Below are 15293 nucleotides of genomic sequence, written 5' to 3'. Positions count from 1 at the left end.
CGCGGCCGCGCGCAATTTTCTGCCAGTTCACGCCGTTCGCCCTCTCGCAAGGACGCTTTTCGATGTCGACTTTCAAGCCCCATGTCTCCGCCGCCCTCAACCGTATCCAGCCGTCGGCGACGCTCGCGATGACCGCGCGCGTGTCGGCGCTGAAAGCGTCGGGCGTCGATGTCATCGGCCTCAGCGCGGGTGAGCCCGATTTCGACACCCCCGATTTCGTCAAGGAAGCGGCGATCGAGGCGATCCGGAACGGGCAGACCAAATATACGCTGGTCGACGGCACGGTGGCGCTGAAGGACGCGATCCGCGGCAAGTTCCGCCGCGACAACGGCCTCGATTTCGGGCTCGACCAGATTTCGGTCAACGTCGGCGGCAAGCATACTTTGTTCAACGCGCTCGTCGCGACCGTCGATCCGGGCGACGAGGTGATCATCCCCGCGCCCTATTGGGTCAGCTATCCCGACATCGTCGCCTTCGCGGGCGGCACGCCGGTGATCGTCGAGGGCACCGCGGCGCAGAATTACAAGATCACCCCCGCGCAGCTCGAGGCGGCGATCACCAAAAAGACGCGCTGGGTGATGTTCAACTCGCCGTCGAACCCGTCGGGCGCCGCCTATTCGGGCGAGGAACTCGACGCGCTCGGCGAGGTCATCCGCCGCCATCCGCACGTCATGGTGATGACCGACGATATGTACGAGCATGTCTGGTACGCCGACTTCGCCTTTACCACCTTTGCGCAGCGCTGCCCCGACCTGATCGACCGCATCCTGACGGTCAATGGTTGTTCGAAGGCCTATGCGATGACCGGTTGGCGCATCGGCTATGCGGGCGGGCCCGCGTGGATCATCAAGGCGATGGGCAAGCTGCAGTCGCAGTCGACCTCGAACCCCTGCTCGATCGCGCAGGCCGCCGCCGCCGCCGCGCTGGGCGGGCCGCAGCAGTTCCTCGACGACCGCAACGCGGCGTTCAGGAAGCGCCGCGACATGGTCGTCGCGATGCTCAACGATGCGCCGGGCCTCGATTGCCCGGTCCCCGACGGCGCTTTCTATGTCTATCCCGACGCGTCGGGCTGTATCGGCAAGAAGACGCCTGAAGGCAAGCTGATCGACAGCGACGAGGCCTTGATCGACTATTTCCTCGATTCGGCGCGCGTCGCGGCGGTGCATGGCGGCGCCTTCGGCCTGTCGCCGGCGTTCCGCGTCTCTTACGCGACCTCCGAAGCGGTGCTGAAGGAAGCGTGCGTGCGTATTCAGCAGGCATGTGCGGCGCTGAGCTGAGCGTCGGTTTACTGCCGCATAGGAATTTTATACCGATCGGTCTTGTAATGTCGGCGGGCCGGCCTATCTGAACCTGAACGCTGGTTAAGCGCCCGGTTCACCGGATGGTAAGTCATCTCGTCTAGAGTGACCGCCATCACCGACGGATGGCACGGGGCGCGTCATATTGCCGGTGTAACCAGGGCGGCTCCGGCCGCGAACAACAAGAATGATAAGAGGCCCCTATGCTCTCCATGCTCCGCTCCGATTGGTTTTTGACCATGCTCGCCGGCTTCGCGATTGGCGCGACTTACATCGTCCTCAATCAGCCGGCGTTGCCGATTCCGGCATGACGCCGCTGCGGCGGACGCTGTCGCTTCGCGCCGTCGCGGCGCTGGCGGCGGGCGCGATCGTCGCTCAGTGCGCGCCCGCGCAAGCCGAAAGCGTCGTCAAGCTCCCCGCCGCCACCGTCGATCCCGCCGTCAAGGCCAAGCGCGCGACCGCGGTGCTCGCCGGCGGCTGTTTCTGGGGCGTCGAAGGCGTCTTTTCGAACGTGAAGGGCGTGATCTCGGTCGAATCGGGATATCATGGCGGCAGCGCCGCCACCGCCAAATATGAGCGGACGCACGACGGCAAGTCGGGCCATGCCGAGGCGGTTCGCATCGTCTATGACCCGAGCCAGGTCAGCTATGGCACGCTGCTCCGCATCCTTTTCTCGGTGGTCGCCGATCCAACCCTGAAAAACCGGCAGGGCCCCGATGTCGGCTCGCAATATCGCGCCGCGATCGTGCCTATGGACGCGAATCAGCGGCGGGTTGCCACCGCCTATCTGGCGCAGATCGGCCGCGGCAAATATTTCGCGAAGCCGATCGTCGTGCCCGTCGAGGCGTACAAGCGCTTCTATCGCGCCGAGGCGAGCCATCAGGATTTCATGCGCCGCAACCCGCGCAACGGTTATATCCTGCGCTGGGACGCGCCCAAGCTCGCGGCGCTGAAGCGCCTCTATCCCGACAAGGTGCGCGCGGCGCCCGCGCCCTGACGCCGGGTAGGCGCCGGGGAAAAACCCCACAGGTTCCGCGACTGGTCGCGGCAGAAGAATCGTTCACCGCAAAACGCTGGCCCGTCCCGTGCGCCTGCGTGACGTGGGGACATGTCCGAGAGGGGTCGGGACAAGATATAAAAGTCGCAGGTGCGGGGTTTGAATGAAGCTTAGATTTTCGGGCAGGCCGCTCCTCGCTGTGACGATGAGCGCCGCAGTGCTCGCGGGCTGCGTCGGCAGCGCCGTGATCGTGCCGCAGCCGCGCGCGCAGCAGCAGCCGGCGCCGGTGCGCGGTCCGGCCGGTTCGGTCACGGTTCCGATCGGCGAGCCGGTCCGCTCGGCGATGCCGCGGCCCGCGGGGCCGATCGACCCCGGTTTCCGCCGCGCCCCCGCCGGGCTCGACGATCGCATTTTCGAATTGTGGCGCGCCTTCCCCGGCAAGACCGGCATCGCGGTGCAGCGCATCGACGGCGAATGGTCGCTTTCGCAGCGCGGCGACGAGCTGTTTCCCCAGCAAAGCGTATCGAAGTTCTGGGTCGCGCTGACGGTGCTCGACGCGGTCGATCAGGGACGCATGACGCTCGATCAGCGCGTCCGTATCGGCCCCGAGGATCTAACCCTGTTCCACCAGCCGCTCGCCGCGCGGGTGCGGTCCGAAGGTTCGGTGACGATGAGCGTCCGCGACCTCATCGAAACCGCGATCACCCACAGCGACAATACCGCGAACGACAGCCTGCTGCGGACCGTCGGCGGCCCCGATGCGGTGCGCGCCTTCATCGACAAGAAGGATCTGGGCGCGATCCGCTTCGGCCCCGGCGAACGTCTGCTGCAGGCGGGAACCGCGGGGCTCAAATGGCAACAGGCCTATTCGGTCGGGCGCGCCTTCTATCAGGCGCGCGCCGCGCTCCCCGATGCGACGCGCCTCGCGGCGCGCAACGCCTATCTCGCCAATCCGCCCGACGGCGCGAGCCCCGAAGCGATCGCGAGCGCGCTCACCCGGCTGGCGCGCGGGACGTTGCTGTCGCCCGATTCGACCGAATATCTGCTCGACGTGATGAGCCGGACCCGAAGCGGCCCGCGCCGGTTGAAAGCGGGCCTGCCCGCGGGCTGGAAATTCCTGCACAAGACCGGGACGGGACAGGATTATAAGGGCGCGACCGCCGGTTATAACGACATCGGTATCGCGACCGCGCCCGACGGCACGCGCTATGCGATCGTCGTGCTGCTCGGCGACACCAGTGCCTCGATCCCCGCGCGCATGGCTCTGATGCAGGCGGTGTCGGGCGCCGTCGCCGACTATCACGGAAGGTAAGGACCGATGAAGCGCGTTCTTCTGCCGGTGCTCGCGCTGGTGCTGCTGCTCGCCGGCTGCGCGACGCCCGAAACGCGGCTGCGCACGGGGCTTCAGAACGCCGGCCTGTCGCAGGCGATGTCGGCGTGCATGGCCGAACGCATGGTCGACCGCCTCTCGCTGCTGCAGCTTCGGCGCCTCTCGGCGCTCGGCAGCCTCAAGGACAAGCATGTCACCGACCTGACGCTCGACCAGTTCTTCCGCAAGGTGCGCGCGCTCAAGGATCCCGAAATATTGACCGTCTCGACGAGTTCGGCGGCGGTTTGCGCGCTGCGCTGACGGTCATTCGCCGGGGAAGCGGACGACGAGGTTCGGTGGCGGAAAGCTGTCGCGCACGGTTTCGGTTGCCTTCGCGGGCCATTTTTCGCCGCGCCCGAAGGCCTCGATCGAGGGATATTGCCCCAGGCTGACGAGCGAGGTCAGGACATAGGGCTGGCCCTCGGCGCCGAGGATCGACGCGCGGTCGGCGAGGTGGAAATGCAGGTGCGGCGCGCTCGCCTGTCCGGTGAAGCCGAGGAAGCCGACGACCTGCCCCGCCTTGACGCGATCCCCGACGGCGACCGGCGCGCCCAGTTTCAGATGCTCGTAGGTCGCGATGCGCCCGTCGCCGATGTCGAGCATGACATAGTTGCCGCTGGCGTCGGCGATCGATGGATTCGTCCTGCCCGAACGCGTCGCGGGATCGGGCATATCGTCGCGCAGCGCGACGATTGTTCCGTCCGCGACCGCGAGCACCTCGGCGCCGAAGCCATGATAGTTCGCTGGAATATCGGCGTCGCCCGACGAGAGCTTTCCGTTCGCGTCGACCTTCATCCAGTCGATCGCAAAGCGACCCGGCAAGGTCGCCGATCCTTCGGTGGCGTAGAAGACGCGGCGGTGGCCGCGCTCCATGCCGGGCTCGTACACCGCGACCCACGGCCCGCCGCGCAGCGGCGGCGACAGGCGAGGGAGGGCGATGGTTTCCGGGGTCGCCGCGCCGCCCGAAAGGGTGAAGCTGGCACCGTCGCCGCCGATCTTGCCGAGTGTCAGGCTGTGCGAGATCGATCGGGGCGTGGAGGCGGCCGCGATCGGCGCGTTGATATAGAGCACCGCGCGGCGACCCGGCGGAATGATTCGCGCGTCGGCCCCGGCCGGCCCGACGAGCCCGGTCGCCTTGGCGAGCTCGTCGCCGGCGTAGCTTTTGAGCGGGGCGTCCTTGTCGCCCGCGATCGACAGCCGGTCCAGCCGAAGCGGCAGGCTGGAAAAATTGGTCAGGTGCAGCTCGTAAATAAGCTGATCCGCCGCGCCGACGCGGACGATATTGGGGGCCTCGGGAATTGCGATATCGAGCGACTGGTTCACCTGCGCCGCCGCCGGACCCGCGCCGGCGAGCGCCAACAAGGCCAAAACAAGAAGCTTTATCCGCATCTTCGGCTCCCTCATCCCGATTCCTGGCCACGCCCGATTATCAGCCCGGGCTCCGGACGTCATCCGGAAGACGGACCGGCTGGCCGCAAGCCTTTGCCGCACACAAGAATATCTGCGGTTTCCGGGGGTGGCGTTGCGGGCGAACTTGTGCTTAGGCGGCGCCGATCCTCTCCCTTACAGAGTCGAAAGGCCCGGTAGACCTCATGAACATCCACGAATATCAGGCGAAAGAATTGCTCGCGAAATTTGGCGTCGCCGTGCCCAAGGGCATCGCCGCGATGAGCGTCGAGGAAGCGGTTGCCGCCGCTAAGCAGCTTCCCGGGCCGCTCTATGTCGTGAAGTCGCAGATCCACGCCGGCGGCCGCGGCAAGGGCAAGTTCAAGGAACTCGGTCCCGACGCGAAGGGCGGCGTCCGCCTCGCCAAGAGCATCGAGGAAGTCGAAGCGCACGCCAAGGACATGCTCGGCAACACGCTGGTGACGATCCAGACCGGCGAAGCCGGCAAGCAGGTCAACCGCCTCTACATCACCGACGGCGCCGACATTAAGCAGGAATTCTACCTCGCCTTGCTCGTCGACCGCGCCACCAGCCGCATCGCGGTCGTCGCCTCGACCGAGGGCGGTATGGACATCGAAACCGTCGCGCACGACACGCCCGAGAAGATCCACACGATCACCATCGATCCCGCGACGGGCATCCAGCCGCACCACGGCCGCAGTGTCGCCGCGGCGCTCGGCCTGTCGGGCGATCTTGCCAAGCAAGCCGCCAAGGTCCTCGGCGGGCTTTATGCCGCCTTCCTCGGCACCGATGCCGAGCAGATCGAAATCAACCCGCTCGCCGTGTGCGAAGGCAAGGATGGCGACGAACTGCTCGTGCTCGATGCCAAGGTGGCGTTCGACGGCAACGCGATGTTCCGCCACAAGGACCTCGCCGAACTGCGCGACCTGACCGAGGAAGACCCGGCCGAGGTCGAGGCGTCGGAATATGACCTCGCCTACATCAAGCTCGACGGCAATATCGGCTGCATGGTCAATGGCGCCGGACTCGCGATGTCGACGATGGACATCATCAAATTGAACGGCGAATTCCCCGCCAACTTCCTCGACGTTGGCGGCGGCGCTTCGAAGGAAAAGGTCACCGCGGCGTTCAAGATCATCCTCAAGGACCCCGCCGTGAAGGGCATCCTCGTCAATATCTTCGGCGGCATCATGAAGTGCGACATCATCGCCGACGGGATCGTCGCGGCGGCGAAGGAAGTGAACCTCTCGGTCCCGCTCGTCGTTCGCCTCGAAGGCACCAACGTCCAGCAGGGCAAGGACATCCTCGCCAATTCGGGCCTGCCGATCGTGGCGGCAAACGATCTGGGCGATGCGGCAAAGAAGATTGTTGCCGAGGTTCGCGCGGCGTAAGCTAAGCCCTCTCCCCTTTGGGAGAGGATAGGAAGACTTGGTCCGTCAGGACCTAGTCGGCTTGGTGAGGGCCTGCGAGATTTCCTACCCTCACCCAGCTACGACTAGCCAGCAAGCTGGCAAGTCTCCGCACCCCCCGAGGGGAGAGGGTGTGGGACTGCTGGTTGACGTTTACGTAAACGCCAATTATGGCGCAGTGCACAATTTGCTGAGAGGAGCTTTGAGCCCATGAAAATCCTCGTCCCCGTCAAACGGGTGCTCGATTACAACGTGAAGCCGCGGGTGAAGGCCGACGGCACCGGCGTCGACCTCGCCAATGTGAAGATGTCGATGAACCCGTTCGACGAGATTTCGGTCGAAGAAGCGATTCGCCTGAAGGAAAAGGGCGTCGCGACCGAGATCATCGCGGTCAGCGTCGGCCCTGCGAAGGCGCAGGAAACGCTGCGCACCGCGCTCGCGATGGGCGCCGACCGCGCCATTCTCGTCCAGACCGACGATGCCGTCGAGCCGCTGGCGCTCGCGAAGATCTTCAAGGCGATTGCCGACGCCGAACAGCCCGGCCTTGTCATCCTCGGCAAGCAGGCGATCGACGACGACAACAACCAGACCGGCCAGATGCTCGCCGCGCTGACCGGCTGGGCGCAGGGCACCTTCGCCAGCGCGGTGAACGTCGAGGGCGACAGCGTGAACGTCACCCGCGAAGTCGACGGCGGCCTCGAAACGGTGAAGCTCAAGCTTCCCGCGATCGTCACCACCGACCTCCGCCTGAACGAGCCGCGCTATGCCTCGCTGCCGAACATCATGAAGGCGAAGTCGAAGCCGCTCGATACCAAGGCGCCCGCCGATTACGGCGTCGACACCGCACCGCGCGTCAAGACGGTCAAGGTTTCGGAACCGCCCGTCCGCTCGGCCGGCGTCAAGGTCGCCGATGTCGATGAACTGGTTGCCAAGCTCAAAGCGCTGGGAGTGCATTCATGAAAACTCTGGTTTGGGTCGAACATGACGGCAGCGCCGTCAAGGACGCCACGCTCGCCGCGGTGACCGCCGCGTCGAAGCTCGGCGAAGTCCATCTGCTCGTCGCCGGTGAAGGCGTCGATGGCGTCGCCAAGGCGGCGTCGGAAATCGCCGGCGTCGGCAAGGTCCATGTCGCCGACAACGCCGCTTTCGGTCATAATCTGCCCGAAAATGTCGCGCCGCTCGTCGCCGAGCTGATGGCGAGCCACGACGCCTTCGTCGCGCCCGCGACGACGACCGGCAAGAATATCGCGCCGCGCGTCGCCGCGCTGCTCGACGTGATGCAGATCAGCGAGATCCTGTCGGTCGAGGGTCCCAAGACCTTCACCCGCCCGATCTATGCCGGCAATGCGATCGCGACCGTCGAGAGCAGCGACGCGAAGCTCGTCCTCACCGTTCGCGGCACCGCCTTTGAAAAGGCCGCCACCTCGGGCGGTTCGGGCGCGGTCGAGGCCGTCTCGGCGGGCAGCGACGCCGGCATTTCGAGCTTCGTCGGCGCCGAAATCGCCAAGCAGGATCGCCCCGAGCTCACCTCGGCGAAGATCATCGTTTCGGGCGGCCGTGCGCTGGGTTCGAGCGAAAAGTACGAAGAAGTCATCGTGCCCCTAGCCGACAAGCTCGGCGCCGCGCTTGGCGCCAGCCGTGCCGCGGTCGATGCGGGCTATGTCCCCAACGACTATCAGGTCGGCCAGACCGGCAAGATCGTCGCGCCGGAGGTTTATTTCGCGATCGGCATCTCGGGCGCGATCCAGCATCTCGCCGGCATGAAGGATTCGAAGACGATCGTCGCGATCAACAAGGACGAAGACGCCCCGATCTTCCAGGTCGCCGACTTCGGCCTCGTCGCCGATCTCTTCAATGCCGTGCCTGAACTGACCGGCAAGATCTAACCGTCAGTCGCCATGACCGGCAACCATCCCGGAGTGCCCGGATTGGGCGATGCGCCGTTCGATGCCGGCGGTCGCCACGCGGCACGCGGCGTACCGGACCAGAATGACGACGCAGCGGCCGTGGCGGACAGCCACGGCCGCTCGTTGATTCTGGCGAGCGTCGCGCGCGATGCGCGGCTCGACAGGAAATTCCTGCTGCTCATCACGTTGTCGGCGGCGATCGCGACGCTTGGCCTCTTGCAGAATTCGGCGGCGGTGGTGATCGGCGCAATGCTCGTGTCGCCGCTGCTCGGCCCGATCATGGGGATCGGCTTCGGTCTCGCGACGATCGAAAGCAATCTGATCAAACGCTCGCTGGTGACGATGGCGGCGGGGATGGCGGTCGCGGTCCTCGTCGCGATGCTGCTCGTCTGGCTTTCGCCGATCGCCGACGTCACCTCCGAACTTCGCGCCCGGACACAGCCGACCCTGCTCGACCTCGGCGTCGCGGTCGTCGGCGGCATCGCGGGCGTTTACGCGATCATGCGCAAGCTGTCGGGGGTGATGGTCGGCGTCGCCATCGCGACCGCGCTGGTGCCGCCGCTCTCGACGATCGGCTTCGGCCTCGCGACGGGGCGGGCGGACTTCGCGCTCGGCGCCGCGCTGCTCTTCCTTACCAACACGCTCGCCATCGCGTTCGCCGCGACGATCGTCGCGCGGCTCAATCGCTTCGGGCCGTCGATGACGCCGCAGCACACGGTGATGCAGGTCGTCGGCATTATCGTCACGCTCGGCATTCTCTCGATCCCGCTCGCGCTTTCGCTCAACGACATCGCGCGCGAACTGCGCGCGCGCACCGCGGTGCAGGCCGAACTCGGCCGGTTGCTCGGCAAGGATGACCGGATCGACAGCCTGAACGTCCGGCTCGAGGATGATGATGTCGCGGTCGACGGGGTCGTGCTGGTCGACCAATATGCCTCGCGGCTCAACGCGACGCTCGCCGGCAAGGTCGCGGGCCAGCTCGACCGCGACGTGCGCGTCAGCATCGTCCAGCTGCGGCAGCAGACCAATGCCGCTGCCGAATATGAGGAACAGCTGGGCCGCCGCCTCGCCGCGCTCGAACAGCGCGAGGACGATAGCCGCGCGATCCTTGCCGGGCTGACCGTCGGCGAACTCGTCGCGCGCGACCGCGTGCTGATCGACGCGCAGGCGCGCCGTGCGATCGTGCAGCGCGATCGCGAAGCCGAGGGCGAACAGGTCGCGGCGGCGATCGACCGCATCATGGCGTCGGTGCAGGCGGACCATCCGCAATGGCTGATCCAAAATGGCGCGCTGACGGCGGCTGAGGAACCCGAAGACGCCGCACCGGCGGAAGCGCCCGCGGCCGAATAGCCGTCCGCAGACCTATTCGGGTTGACCTGCCGCCCCCGATCGCATGGGATGCGCGGCGATCCGCGGCACGGCGGGACAGGGAGGCGATATGCGCGGCAAGCGACTGGCACTGGCGATGATGATGGCGTGTGCGGGATCGGCAGCGATCCCCCTTCCGCTGCAGGCGCAGGCCGCCGCCCCCGAAAGGCTCCGGATCGACACGAAGCGCATCGATGCCGCGCTCGCAGCGATGGTCGCCGACGGCCGTGCCGCGGGCACCTCGGCGCTGATCTGGCAGAACGGGCGCGAGGTCTATTTCGGAACCGCCGGGATGGCCGACCGCGCGGCGAAGCGCCCGATGCGCCGCGACACGATCGCGCAAATCTATTCGATGACCAAGCCGGTGACGGGCGTCGCGCTGATGCAATTGTGGGAGGCTGGCCGGTTCCGCCTCGACGATCCGCTGTCGAAATATCTCCCCGAATATGCCGATATGCGCGTTTACGAAGGCACCGATCGGGCCGGGCGGCCGTTTTACAAACCTGCCGAACGGCCGATCACCGTGCGCGACATCCTGCGTCACACGGCGGGCTTCGCCTATGGTGCAGGGCCGACGGAGGCGCATCGAGCCTATGTTGCCGCCGATCCGCTGGCCCTCACCAACACGCTTGGCGAAGCGAGCAAGCGTCTCGCCAGCGTGCCGCTGCTTTATCATCCCGGGACGCAGTGGGAATATAGCATCGCGGTCGATGTGCAGGCGGCGCTCGTCGAGAAGCTGTCGGGCCAGCGCTTCGCCGATTATGTGCGCGCGCATATCTTCGAACCGCTGAAAATGACCGAGACCGCGTGGCGCCAGCCCGATACGCGGTTGCCGCGTTTTGCCGCGATGAATGTGAAGGCCGGCAGCAAGCTCGTCCAGCAGGATGCAGTCGAAGCGCAGAAGCTCAATTTTCGCGACAATGCACTGACCCCCGGCGGCTTCGGGCTCGCTTCGACGCTCGACGATTATCAGCGCTTCGCGCGCATGCTGCTGGATGGAGGCGAACTCGACGGCGCGCGCATCCTCAAACCCTCGACGGTCGAGCTGATGGCGACCGACCAGCTCGATCCCGCGATCACCGAGCGGGCATGGTTGCCGGGCAAGGGCGCGGTCGGCTTCGGTTTCGATTTCGCGGTGCGCAAGTCGCCGCCGCAAACCCCGCAAGAGAATCGCGGCGCGACGGGCGAGTTTTTCTGGGACGGCATGGCCTCGACGCTCTTTTGGGTCGATCCCGCCAACAAGCTGACCGCGGTCTTCTTTGTCCAGACGATCCCCTATGACGGCACGCTCCACCGCGATTTCCGCGCCGCGGTTTATGGACCGGCCTATAAGGGGCCTGCGGGCGACTAGGGCTGTCATCCTTTTGTCATCGTCTTGCCGTTGAGCGGGGCCGAGGAGTTTCGAGATGGCCCAGTCCGACAAACGCGCGCTGCTCGCCCAAGGCCTCGCAGCCGGCGAGGACGACGCCGCGCTCCATGCGCGCCTCGTCGGCGCGGGCGTGTCGGCGGCGGCGGCGAAATATGAGGTCGACCGGCTCGCCAAGGATCCGATGGCGGCGATGCTGCGGCGGCAGGCGGCGCGGATGGCGAAGCAGGATTGGCTGCTCGCCAATCAGGAGCGGCTCGCGCGCGAGGCCGAGGGCGGTTTCGCGCTCGACACGCTGGCCGATCCCGAGCCCGCTTCCTTCTATCGCCATCATTATGAGGCGAACCGGCCCGCCAAGCTCAGCGGGATCGTCGATCATTGGCCGGCGCTCGCGCGCTGGTCGCTCGACCATTTCGCGCGCGCCGCGGGCGATGCCGTCGTCGAGGCGCAGGTGGAGCGCGAGCGCGACCCCGACTATGAACTCGCGAAGGACGGCCATCGCCGCCTGATCCGCTTCGGGGAACTGATCGACTGGCTGCGCAAGGACGAGGCGAGCAACGACATCTATCTCACCGCCTATAACGGCGGCACCAATGCCGCGGCGCTGGCGCCGCTATGGGACGATATGGCGCCGATCGCGATCCTCGACGACACCCGGCCGCGCGACGGCTTTTTCTGGTTGGGGCCCAAGGGCACGCTCACCCCCTGGCACCACGACCTCACCAACAATCTGCTCGTGCAGGTGCTGGGCCGCAAGCGCGTGCGCATGGCGCCGCCCTGGGCGTTCGCGCGAATGCGCAACAGCCGCCATTGCTTCTCCGACTGGGGCAATGAAGCCCTGCCTGCCGGCGATGGCGATGCCGCAACGCCGCCCGTGCTCGAAACAATCATCGGGCCCGGCGAAGCCGTCTTCCTGCCCGTCGGCTGGTGGCATCAGGTCGAGGCGCTCGACCTGTCGGCGAGCATGAGTTTCACCAGCTTTCGCCGGCCCAATAGCCATGTCGAAGACTATCAGTCATGGGGTGCGTTTTAGTCGAACCCGATATAAATTCTTCTTTATATGTGATTTTTCTTCTTGCGCTCTATTTGGGCCACGTCTAACGGCCCCGTCCCCGACCAGTCGGCGGGGCGGATGTCAACGGATCGGGGTTTCGCGAAGCCCGCCCGCAACGACCGGCGCTGCCGGTTCGCTGTACGGATACCGCCGCGTTTGGTCAGGTTCGCGGACGTAGCTCAATGGGAGAGCGCCGGTCTTTCGGGACCGGAGGTTGCGGGTTCGAATCCTGTCGTCTGTGCCATTGGTTAGCTCAGTGGGAGAGCACAAGGTTTAGGTCCTTGGTGTCGCGGGTTCGAATCCTGCACCAAAACCGGTCCTTTGCACGACCAACAGCCTCTTAAGCTGTAACAGCCTGAAACGCTGTCTTTGCAATTAATGGTTCGGGGGCTGGCTTGCCGAAGATTGGCGCCGATCTCGCTCCTTGCCCTCGGGCACCGGGTGGGGCCGGCTTCCGTTCCGAAGCCATGCCGGAAGGTTTGGCAGGCGACGATGGCTGCGCCGCGCCGATGCCGGGCTCGGGGGTTTTCGAACCCCCATCGCCCCGCACCGGACGCCGCGACGCCCGCTCGCGCGCTGCCCGCCCGCCGTCATGCCGCCAGCCCCCGTGCCTATGGCTCGGGGAAATCGATGAACCGCAAACAAGAAAGGAAATCGGCGTGACGTGACGCAGATTTGAGAATGGTGAATAAGATGATGAAGCAAATGATCGATAGCCTGATGGGCCGCAAGCGCGTGCTCATCGACGAAACCGAACGCGCGGTCTGGCTCTACAAGGGCGAGGTCCGCGGCATCCTGGGTGCCGGCGAACATGTGCTGACGAACCGCGATGGTTCGCTGCGCGTCGAGCGCCAGCCGCTCGCCCGGATGCTGTTCGTATCGGCCTATGAGCAAGCGGTGCTGGAAAAGCTGCCGGCGGATGTGGCGACGCATCTGACCGTGGTTCGCACCGCCGAGAACGAGATTGCTGTCATCGAACGCGATGGAATCATCAACACCGTTCTCGGTCCGGACGCCAAGCTGATCCTGTGGACCGACGCGGGTCCGTGGAAGGCGGCGACCGTCGACATCGCGGATAGCCCGCGGGTCGAGGCGAAGCTGCTCAAGCGGCTGCAGAAGGCGGGCAAGGCGCAGTTCGTGACGATGGTCGAGGTCGACGAGGGCAAGACCGCGCTCGTCAGCATCGACGGCCGGATGGCCGAACGGCTCGAACCGGGCGTCACCGGCTACTGGAACCCGGGTCGGAAGATCGCGGCGAAGCTGGTCGACCTGACCCGCCAGTCGCTCGACGTCACGGGGCAGGAAGTGCTGACCCGCGACCGGGTGACGCTGCGGATCAACATCAGCGCGGACTACCGCGTCGTCGATCCGCTGCTCGCGGTCACGAGCGTGAAGGACTTCGCCGATGCGCTCTACCGGGCGCTGCAGCTGGCCTTTCGCAAGACGCTCGGCGCGCTGACGCTCGACCAGATCCTCGAAAAGAAGGTGACGGTCGATGCCGAGGCGGCGGACAAGGTCCGTGCCGACATGGCGGCGATCGGGGTCGAGGTCTCGGACATCGCGCTCAAGGACGTGGTCCTGCCGGGCGAGATGCGCGAGATCCTGAACCGGGTCGTCGCGGCGCAGAAGGAGGCGGAGGCGAATGTCATCCGCCGGCGTGAGGAAACGAACGCCACCCGCTCGCTGCTCAACACGGCGAAGGTCATGGCCGAAAACCCGGTCATGCTCCGCCTGAAGGAGCTCGAGGCGCTCGAAAGCATCGCGGGCAAGGTCGAGCGGCTGACGGTGACGAACGGCACCGAAGGTCTGCTCAACGACCTTGTGCGCCTGCGCGACTGAGCCATGCGCCAAAAAGGAAAGGGGCCGGTGAAAGCCGGCCCCTTTCTTCATCGTGACTTGCGTTTCGCGCTTCGGTCGGCAAGGCTGCGTCCGATGGGGAGAGCGGGGCGCGATCTTTTGATGTTCGTTTTGCTGGCGGTGCTTGCGCTGCCTGGCGGTGCTGCGGCCAAGGAGCCGCTGCGACTGAAGCCAAGCTCCAAATGGAACGTCCATTATGCCGACGACAGCTGCCGCTTGGGGCGCAGCTTTGGCACGGGCGACCAGAAGGTCGTGCTGGTCGCCGACCGCTATCAGCCGGGCGGCGATCTGCGGCTGAGTTTCGTCGGTAAGCCAGCATATTCCCGTCTGAACGAAGGTGAGGTACGGATCAGGTTCGGACCGGCCGAAGTCGAGCAGGAGGTTCAATTCTATCCCGGCGTGCTCGCCGACAAGACGCCGACGCTGATCATTCAGCGTGGCATCCGCATCGCGCCTTATCCGCCCGAGGTCGTCAAGGCCTATGAAGCGGCGATCGAGGCGGAGAAATATGATTTCGAGTGGCCAAAGATTGCGCCTGAACGCGAAGCTGCGGTCACCTATATCGAAGTGAAACGATCGGTTCGTCAGCCGTTCATCCTCGAAACCGGATCGCTGGGCGCGCCGCTCGCGGCGCTCGAAAAATGCACCGACGAACTGCTCGATCATTGGGGGATCGACGTCGCCAGACACGCATCCTTGTCGCGGCCGGTCACGGTGAAGAGTAACCCCGGCAATTGGATGAAATCGCGCGATTATCCAGCCGATATGCTGCAGGCGGGAAAGCGCGCCATCGTCCACTTCCGGCTGAACGTCGATGCCGCGGGCCAGCCGACGGCGTGCCATATCCAGCAGTCGACTCGTCCCAAGGCGTTCGACGACGCGGTGTGCAAGGCGATCATGCGCAACGCCCAATTCGACCCCGCGCTCGATGCGGAGGGAAACCCGATCGCTTCCTATTGGCTGAACTCGGTCGTGTTCCATATCTGAGCCGTCGTTCGGGCAGCCGCCCGGACCTTCGCGTTCCTGAGGCGCCGGCGCCCTGACGCAATTGGTGGCTTGCCGTTTACGTAAGCTGCAAGCAGTATCGGCGCATGGCCGACCTTTGCGATGCTTTGTCTGGTTTCATGACCCGCCTTGCCGGCCCCGGCGCGCTGTCTGGCCTGTCGCGTCTTTCTGGCGGTGCGAACATGGAGAGCTGGTCGTTCGACTGGGGGGCAGGCGGGCGGAGTGCGGGTTATGTTCTGCGCCGGGCGCCGTCGGC

The 15293-nt window shown here is 65.7% G+C and carries 13 protein-coding genes and 2 tRNA genes; 14 read left to right on the top strand and 1 reads right to left on the bottom strand.

The window, feature by feature from the left end:
* Positions 1 to 62 precede the first annotated feature (62 nt).
* From VFG17_RS11205 to VFG17_RS11190, 4 genes are all read left to right on the top strand, one after another.
* Positions 63 to 1277, top strand: a complete 1215-nt coding sequence (locus VFG17_RS11205) for a pyridoxal phosphate-dependent aminotransferase (RefSeq protein ID WP_325029558.1) — start codon at positions 63 to 65, stop codon at positions 1275 to 1277.
* 328 nt (positions 1278 to 1605) lie between these two features.
* Positions 1606 to 2295, top strand: coding sequence for a peptide-methionine (S)-S-oxide reductase MsrA (gene msrA, locus VFG17_RS11200; RefSeq protein ID WP_325029557.1), 690 nt, complete (start codon positions 1606 to 1608; stop codon positions 2293 to 2295).
* Between the two features lie 163 nt (positions 2296 to 2458).
* On the top strand, positions 2459 to 3607 hold the full coding sequence (gene bla / locus VFG17_RS11195) for a class A beta-lactamase (RefSeq protein ID WP_325029556.1): 1149 nt from the start codon (positions 2459 to 2461) through the stop codon (positions 3605 to 3607).
* 6 nt (positions 3608 to 3613) lie between these two features.
* Positions 3614 to 3925 (top strand): hypothetical protein, encoded by a 312-nt coding sequence (locus tag VFG17_RS11190; RefSeq protein ID WP_325029555.1) that lies wholly within the window; start codon positions 3614 to 3616, stop codon positions 3923 to 3925.
* Between the two features lie 3 nt (positions 3926 to 3928).
* On the opposite strand, the gene VFG17_RS11185 is transcribed toward VFG17_RS11190, so the two are convergent.
* Positions 3929 to 5053 carry a M23 family metallopeptidase gene (locus tag VFG17_RS11185; RefSeq protein ID WP_325029554.1) on the bottom strand — a complete coding sequence of 375 codons (1125 nt, stop codon included), beginning with the start codon at positions 5051 to 5053 and terminating at the stop codon, positions 3929 to 3931.
* A 203-nt stretch (positions 5054 to 5256) separates the two neighbouring features.
* Here VFG17_RS11185 and sucC point away from each other — a divergent pair, with 203 nt between their 5' ends.
* The 10 genes from sucC (at position 5257) to VFG17_RS11135 (ending at position 15019) form a co-directional block, all read left to right on the top strand.
* A complete protein-coding gene (gene sucC, locus VFG17_RS11180) occupies positions 5257 to 6462 on the top strand; it encodes an ADP-forming succinate--CoA ligase subunit beta (protein ID WP_325029553.1) in 1206 nt (401 codons plus the stop codon).
* A 228-nt stretch (positions 6463 to 6690) separates the two neighbouring features.
* Positions 6691 to 7440: an electron transfer flavoprotein subunit beta/FixA family protein gene (locus tag VFG17_RS11175; RefSeq protein ID WP_325029552.1), complete on the top strand. Its 750-nt coding sequence runs from the start codon at positions 6691 to 6693 to the stop codon at positions 7438 to 7440.
* Entirely contained in the window at positions 7437 to 8366 is a 930-nt protein-coding gene (locus VFG17_RS11170; RefSeq protein ID WP_325029551.1) for an electron transfer flavoprotein subunit alpha/FixB family protein, read from the top strand. Before VFG17_RS11175 ends, VFG17_RS11170 begins: the two co-directional genes overlap by 4 nt.
* Positions 8367 to 8378: 12 nt before the next feature.
* Positions 8379 to 9737 carry a DUF389 domain-containing protein gene (locus VFG17_RS11165; RefSeq protein WP_325029550.1) on the top strand — a complete coding sequence of 453 codons (1359 nt, stop codon included), beginning with the start codon at positions 8379 to 8381 and terminating at the stop codon, positions 9735 to 9737.
* Positions 9738 to 9825: 88 nt separating this feature from the next.
* The gene (locus tag VFG17_RS11160) at positions 9826 to 11106 is read left to right on the top strand and encodes a serine hydrolase domain-containing protein (RefSeq protein ID WP_325029549.1); all 1281 of its coding nucleotides are present in this window, start codon (positions 9826 to 9828) and stop codon (positions 11104 to 11106) included.
* Positions 11107 to 11161: 55 nt separating this feature from the next.
* Entirely contained in the window at positions 11162 to 12154 is a 993-nt protein-coding gene (locus VFG17_RS11155; protein WP_325029548.1) for a cupin-like domain-containing protein, read from the top strand.
* Positions 12155 to 12343: 189 nt separating this feature from the next.
* Positions 12344 to 12419 (top strand) — tRNA-Glu (locus VFG17_RS11150).
* Positions 12418 to 12488 (top strand) — tRNA-Leu (locus VFG17_RS11145). Before VFG17_RS11150 ends, VFG17_RS11145 begins: the two co-directional genes overlap by 2 nt.
* A gap of 392 nt (positions 12489 to 12880) precedes the next feature.
* Positions 12881 to 14014 (top strand): slipin family protein, encoded by a 1134-nt coding sequence (locus VFG17_RS11140; protein ID WP_325029547.1) that lies wholly within the window; start codon positions 12881 to 12883, stop codon positions 14012 to 14014.
* Between the two features lie 120 nt (positions 14015 to 14134).
* The gene (locus tag VFG17_RS11135) at positions 14135 to 15019 is read left to right on the top strand and encodes a TonB family protein (protein WP_325029546.1); all 885 of its coding nucleotides are present in this window, start codon (positions 14135 to 14137) and stop codon (positions 15017 to 15019) included.
* Positions 15020 to 15293 lie beyond the last annotated feature (274 nt).

The organism is Sphingopyxis sp., from assembly GCF_035686825.1.
GTDB lineage: Bacteria > Pseudomonadota > Alphaproteobacteria > Sphingomonadales > Sphingomonadaceae > Sphingopyxis.
Note: the sequence above shows the minus strand (reverse complement) of the source record. Positions and strands in the feature narration are given on the sequence as shown.

What these genes read in the sequence shown, in the direction of transcription:
- VFG17_RS11205 (WP_325029558.1), top strand. Translation starts at nt 63, where the DNA reads ATGTCGACTTTCAAGCCCCATGTCTCCGCCGCCCTCAACCGTATCCAG.
- msrA (WP_325029557.1), top strand. Translation starts at nt 1,606, where the DNA reads ATGACGCCGCTGCGGCGGACGCTGTCGCTTCGCGCCGTCGCGGCGCTG.
- bla (WP_325029556.1), top strand. Translation starts at nt 2,459, where the DNA reads ATGAAGCTTAGATTTTCGGGCAGGCCGCTCCTCGCTGTGACGATGAGC.
- VFG17_RS11190 (WP_325029555.1), top strand. Translation starts at nt 3,614, where the DNA reads ATGAAGCGCGTTCTTCTGCCGGTGCTCGCGCTGGTGCTGCTGCTCGCC.
- VFG17_RS11185 (WP_325029554.1), bottom strand. Translation starts at nt 5,053, where the DNA reads ATGCGGATAAAGCTTCTTGTTTTGGCCTTGTTGGCGCTCGCCGGCGCG.
- sucC (WP_325029553.1), top strand. Translation starts at nt 5,257, where the DNA reads ATGAACATCCACGAATATCAGGCGAAAGAATTGCTCGCGAAATTTGGC.
- VFG17_RS11175 (WP_325029552.1), top strand. Translation starts at nt 6,691, where the DNA reads ATGAAAATCCTCGTCCCCGTCAAACGGGTGCTCGATTACAACGTGAAG.
- VFG17_RS11170 (WP_325029551.1), top strand. Translation starts at nt 7,437, where the DNA reads ATGAAAACTCTGGTTTGGGTCGAACATGACGGCAGCGCCGTCAAGGAC.
- VFG17_RS11165 (WP_325029550.1), top strand. Translation starts at nt 8,379, where the DNA reads ATGACCGGCAACCATCCCGGAGTGCCCGGATTGGGCGATGCGCCGTTC.
- VFG17_RS11160 (WP_325029549.1), top strand. Translation starts at nt 9,826, where the DNA reads ATGCGCGGCAAGCGACTGGCACTGGCGATGATGATGGCGTGTGCGGGA.
- VFG17_RS11155 (WP_325029548.1), top strand. Translation starts at nt 11,162, where the DNA reads ATGGCCCAGTCCGACAAACGCGCGCTGCTCGCCCAAGGCCTCGCAGCC.
- VFG17_RS11140 (WP_325029547.1), top strand. Translation starts at nt 12,881, where the DNA reads ATGATCGATAGCCTGATGGGCCGCAAGCGCGTGCTCATCGACGAAACC.
- VFG17_RS11135 (WP_325029546.1), top strand. Translation starts at nt 14,135, where the DNA reads ATGTTCGTTTTGCTGGCGGTGCTTGCGCTGCCTGGCGGTGCTGCGGCC.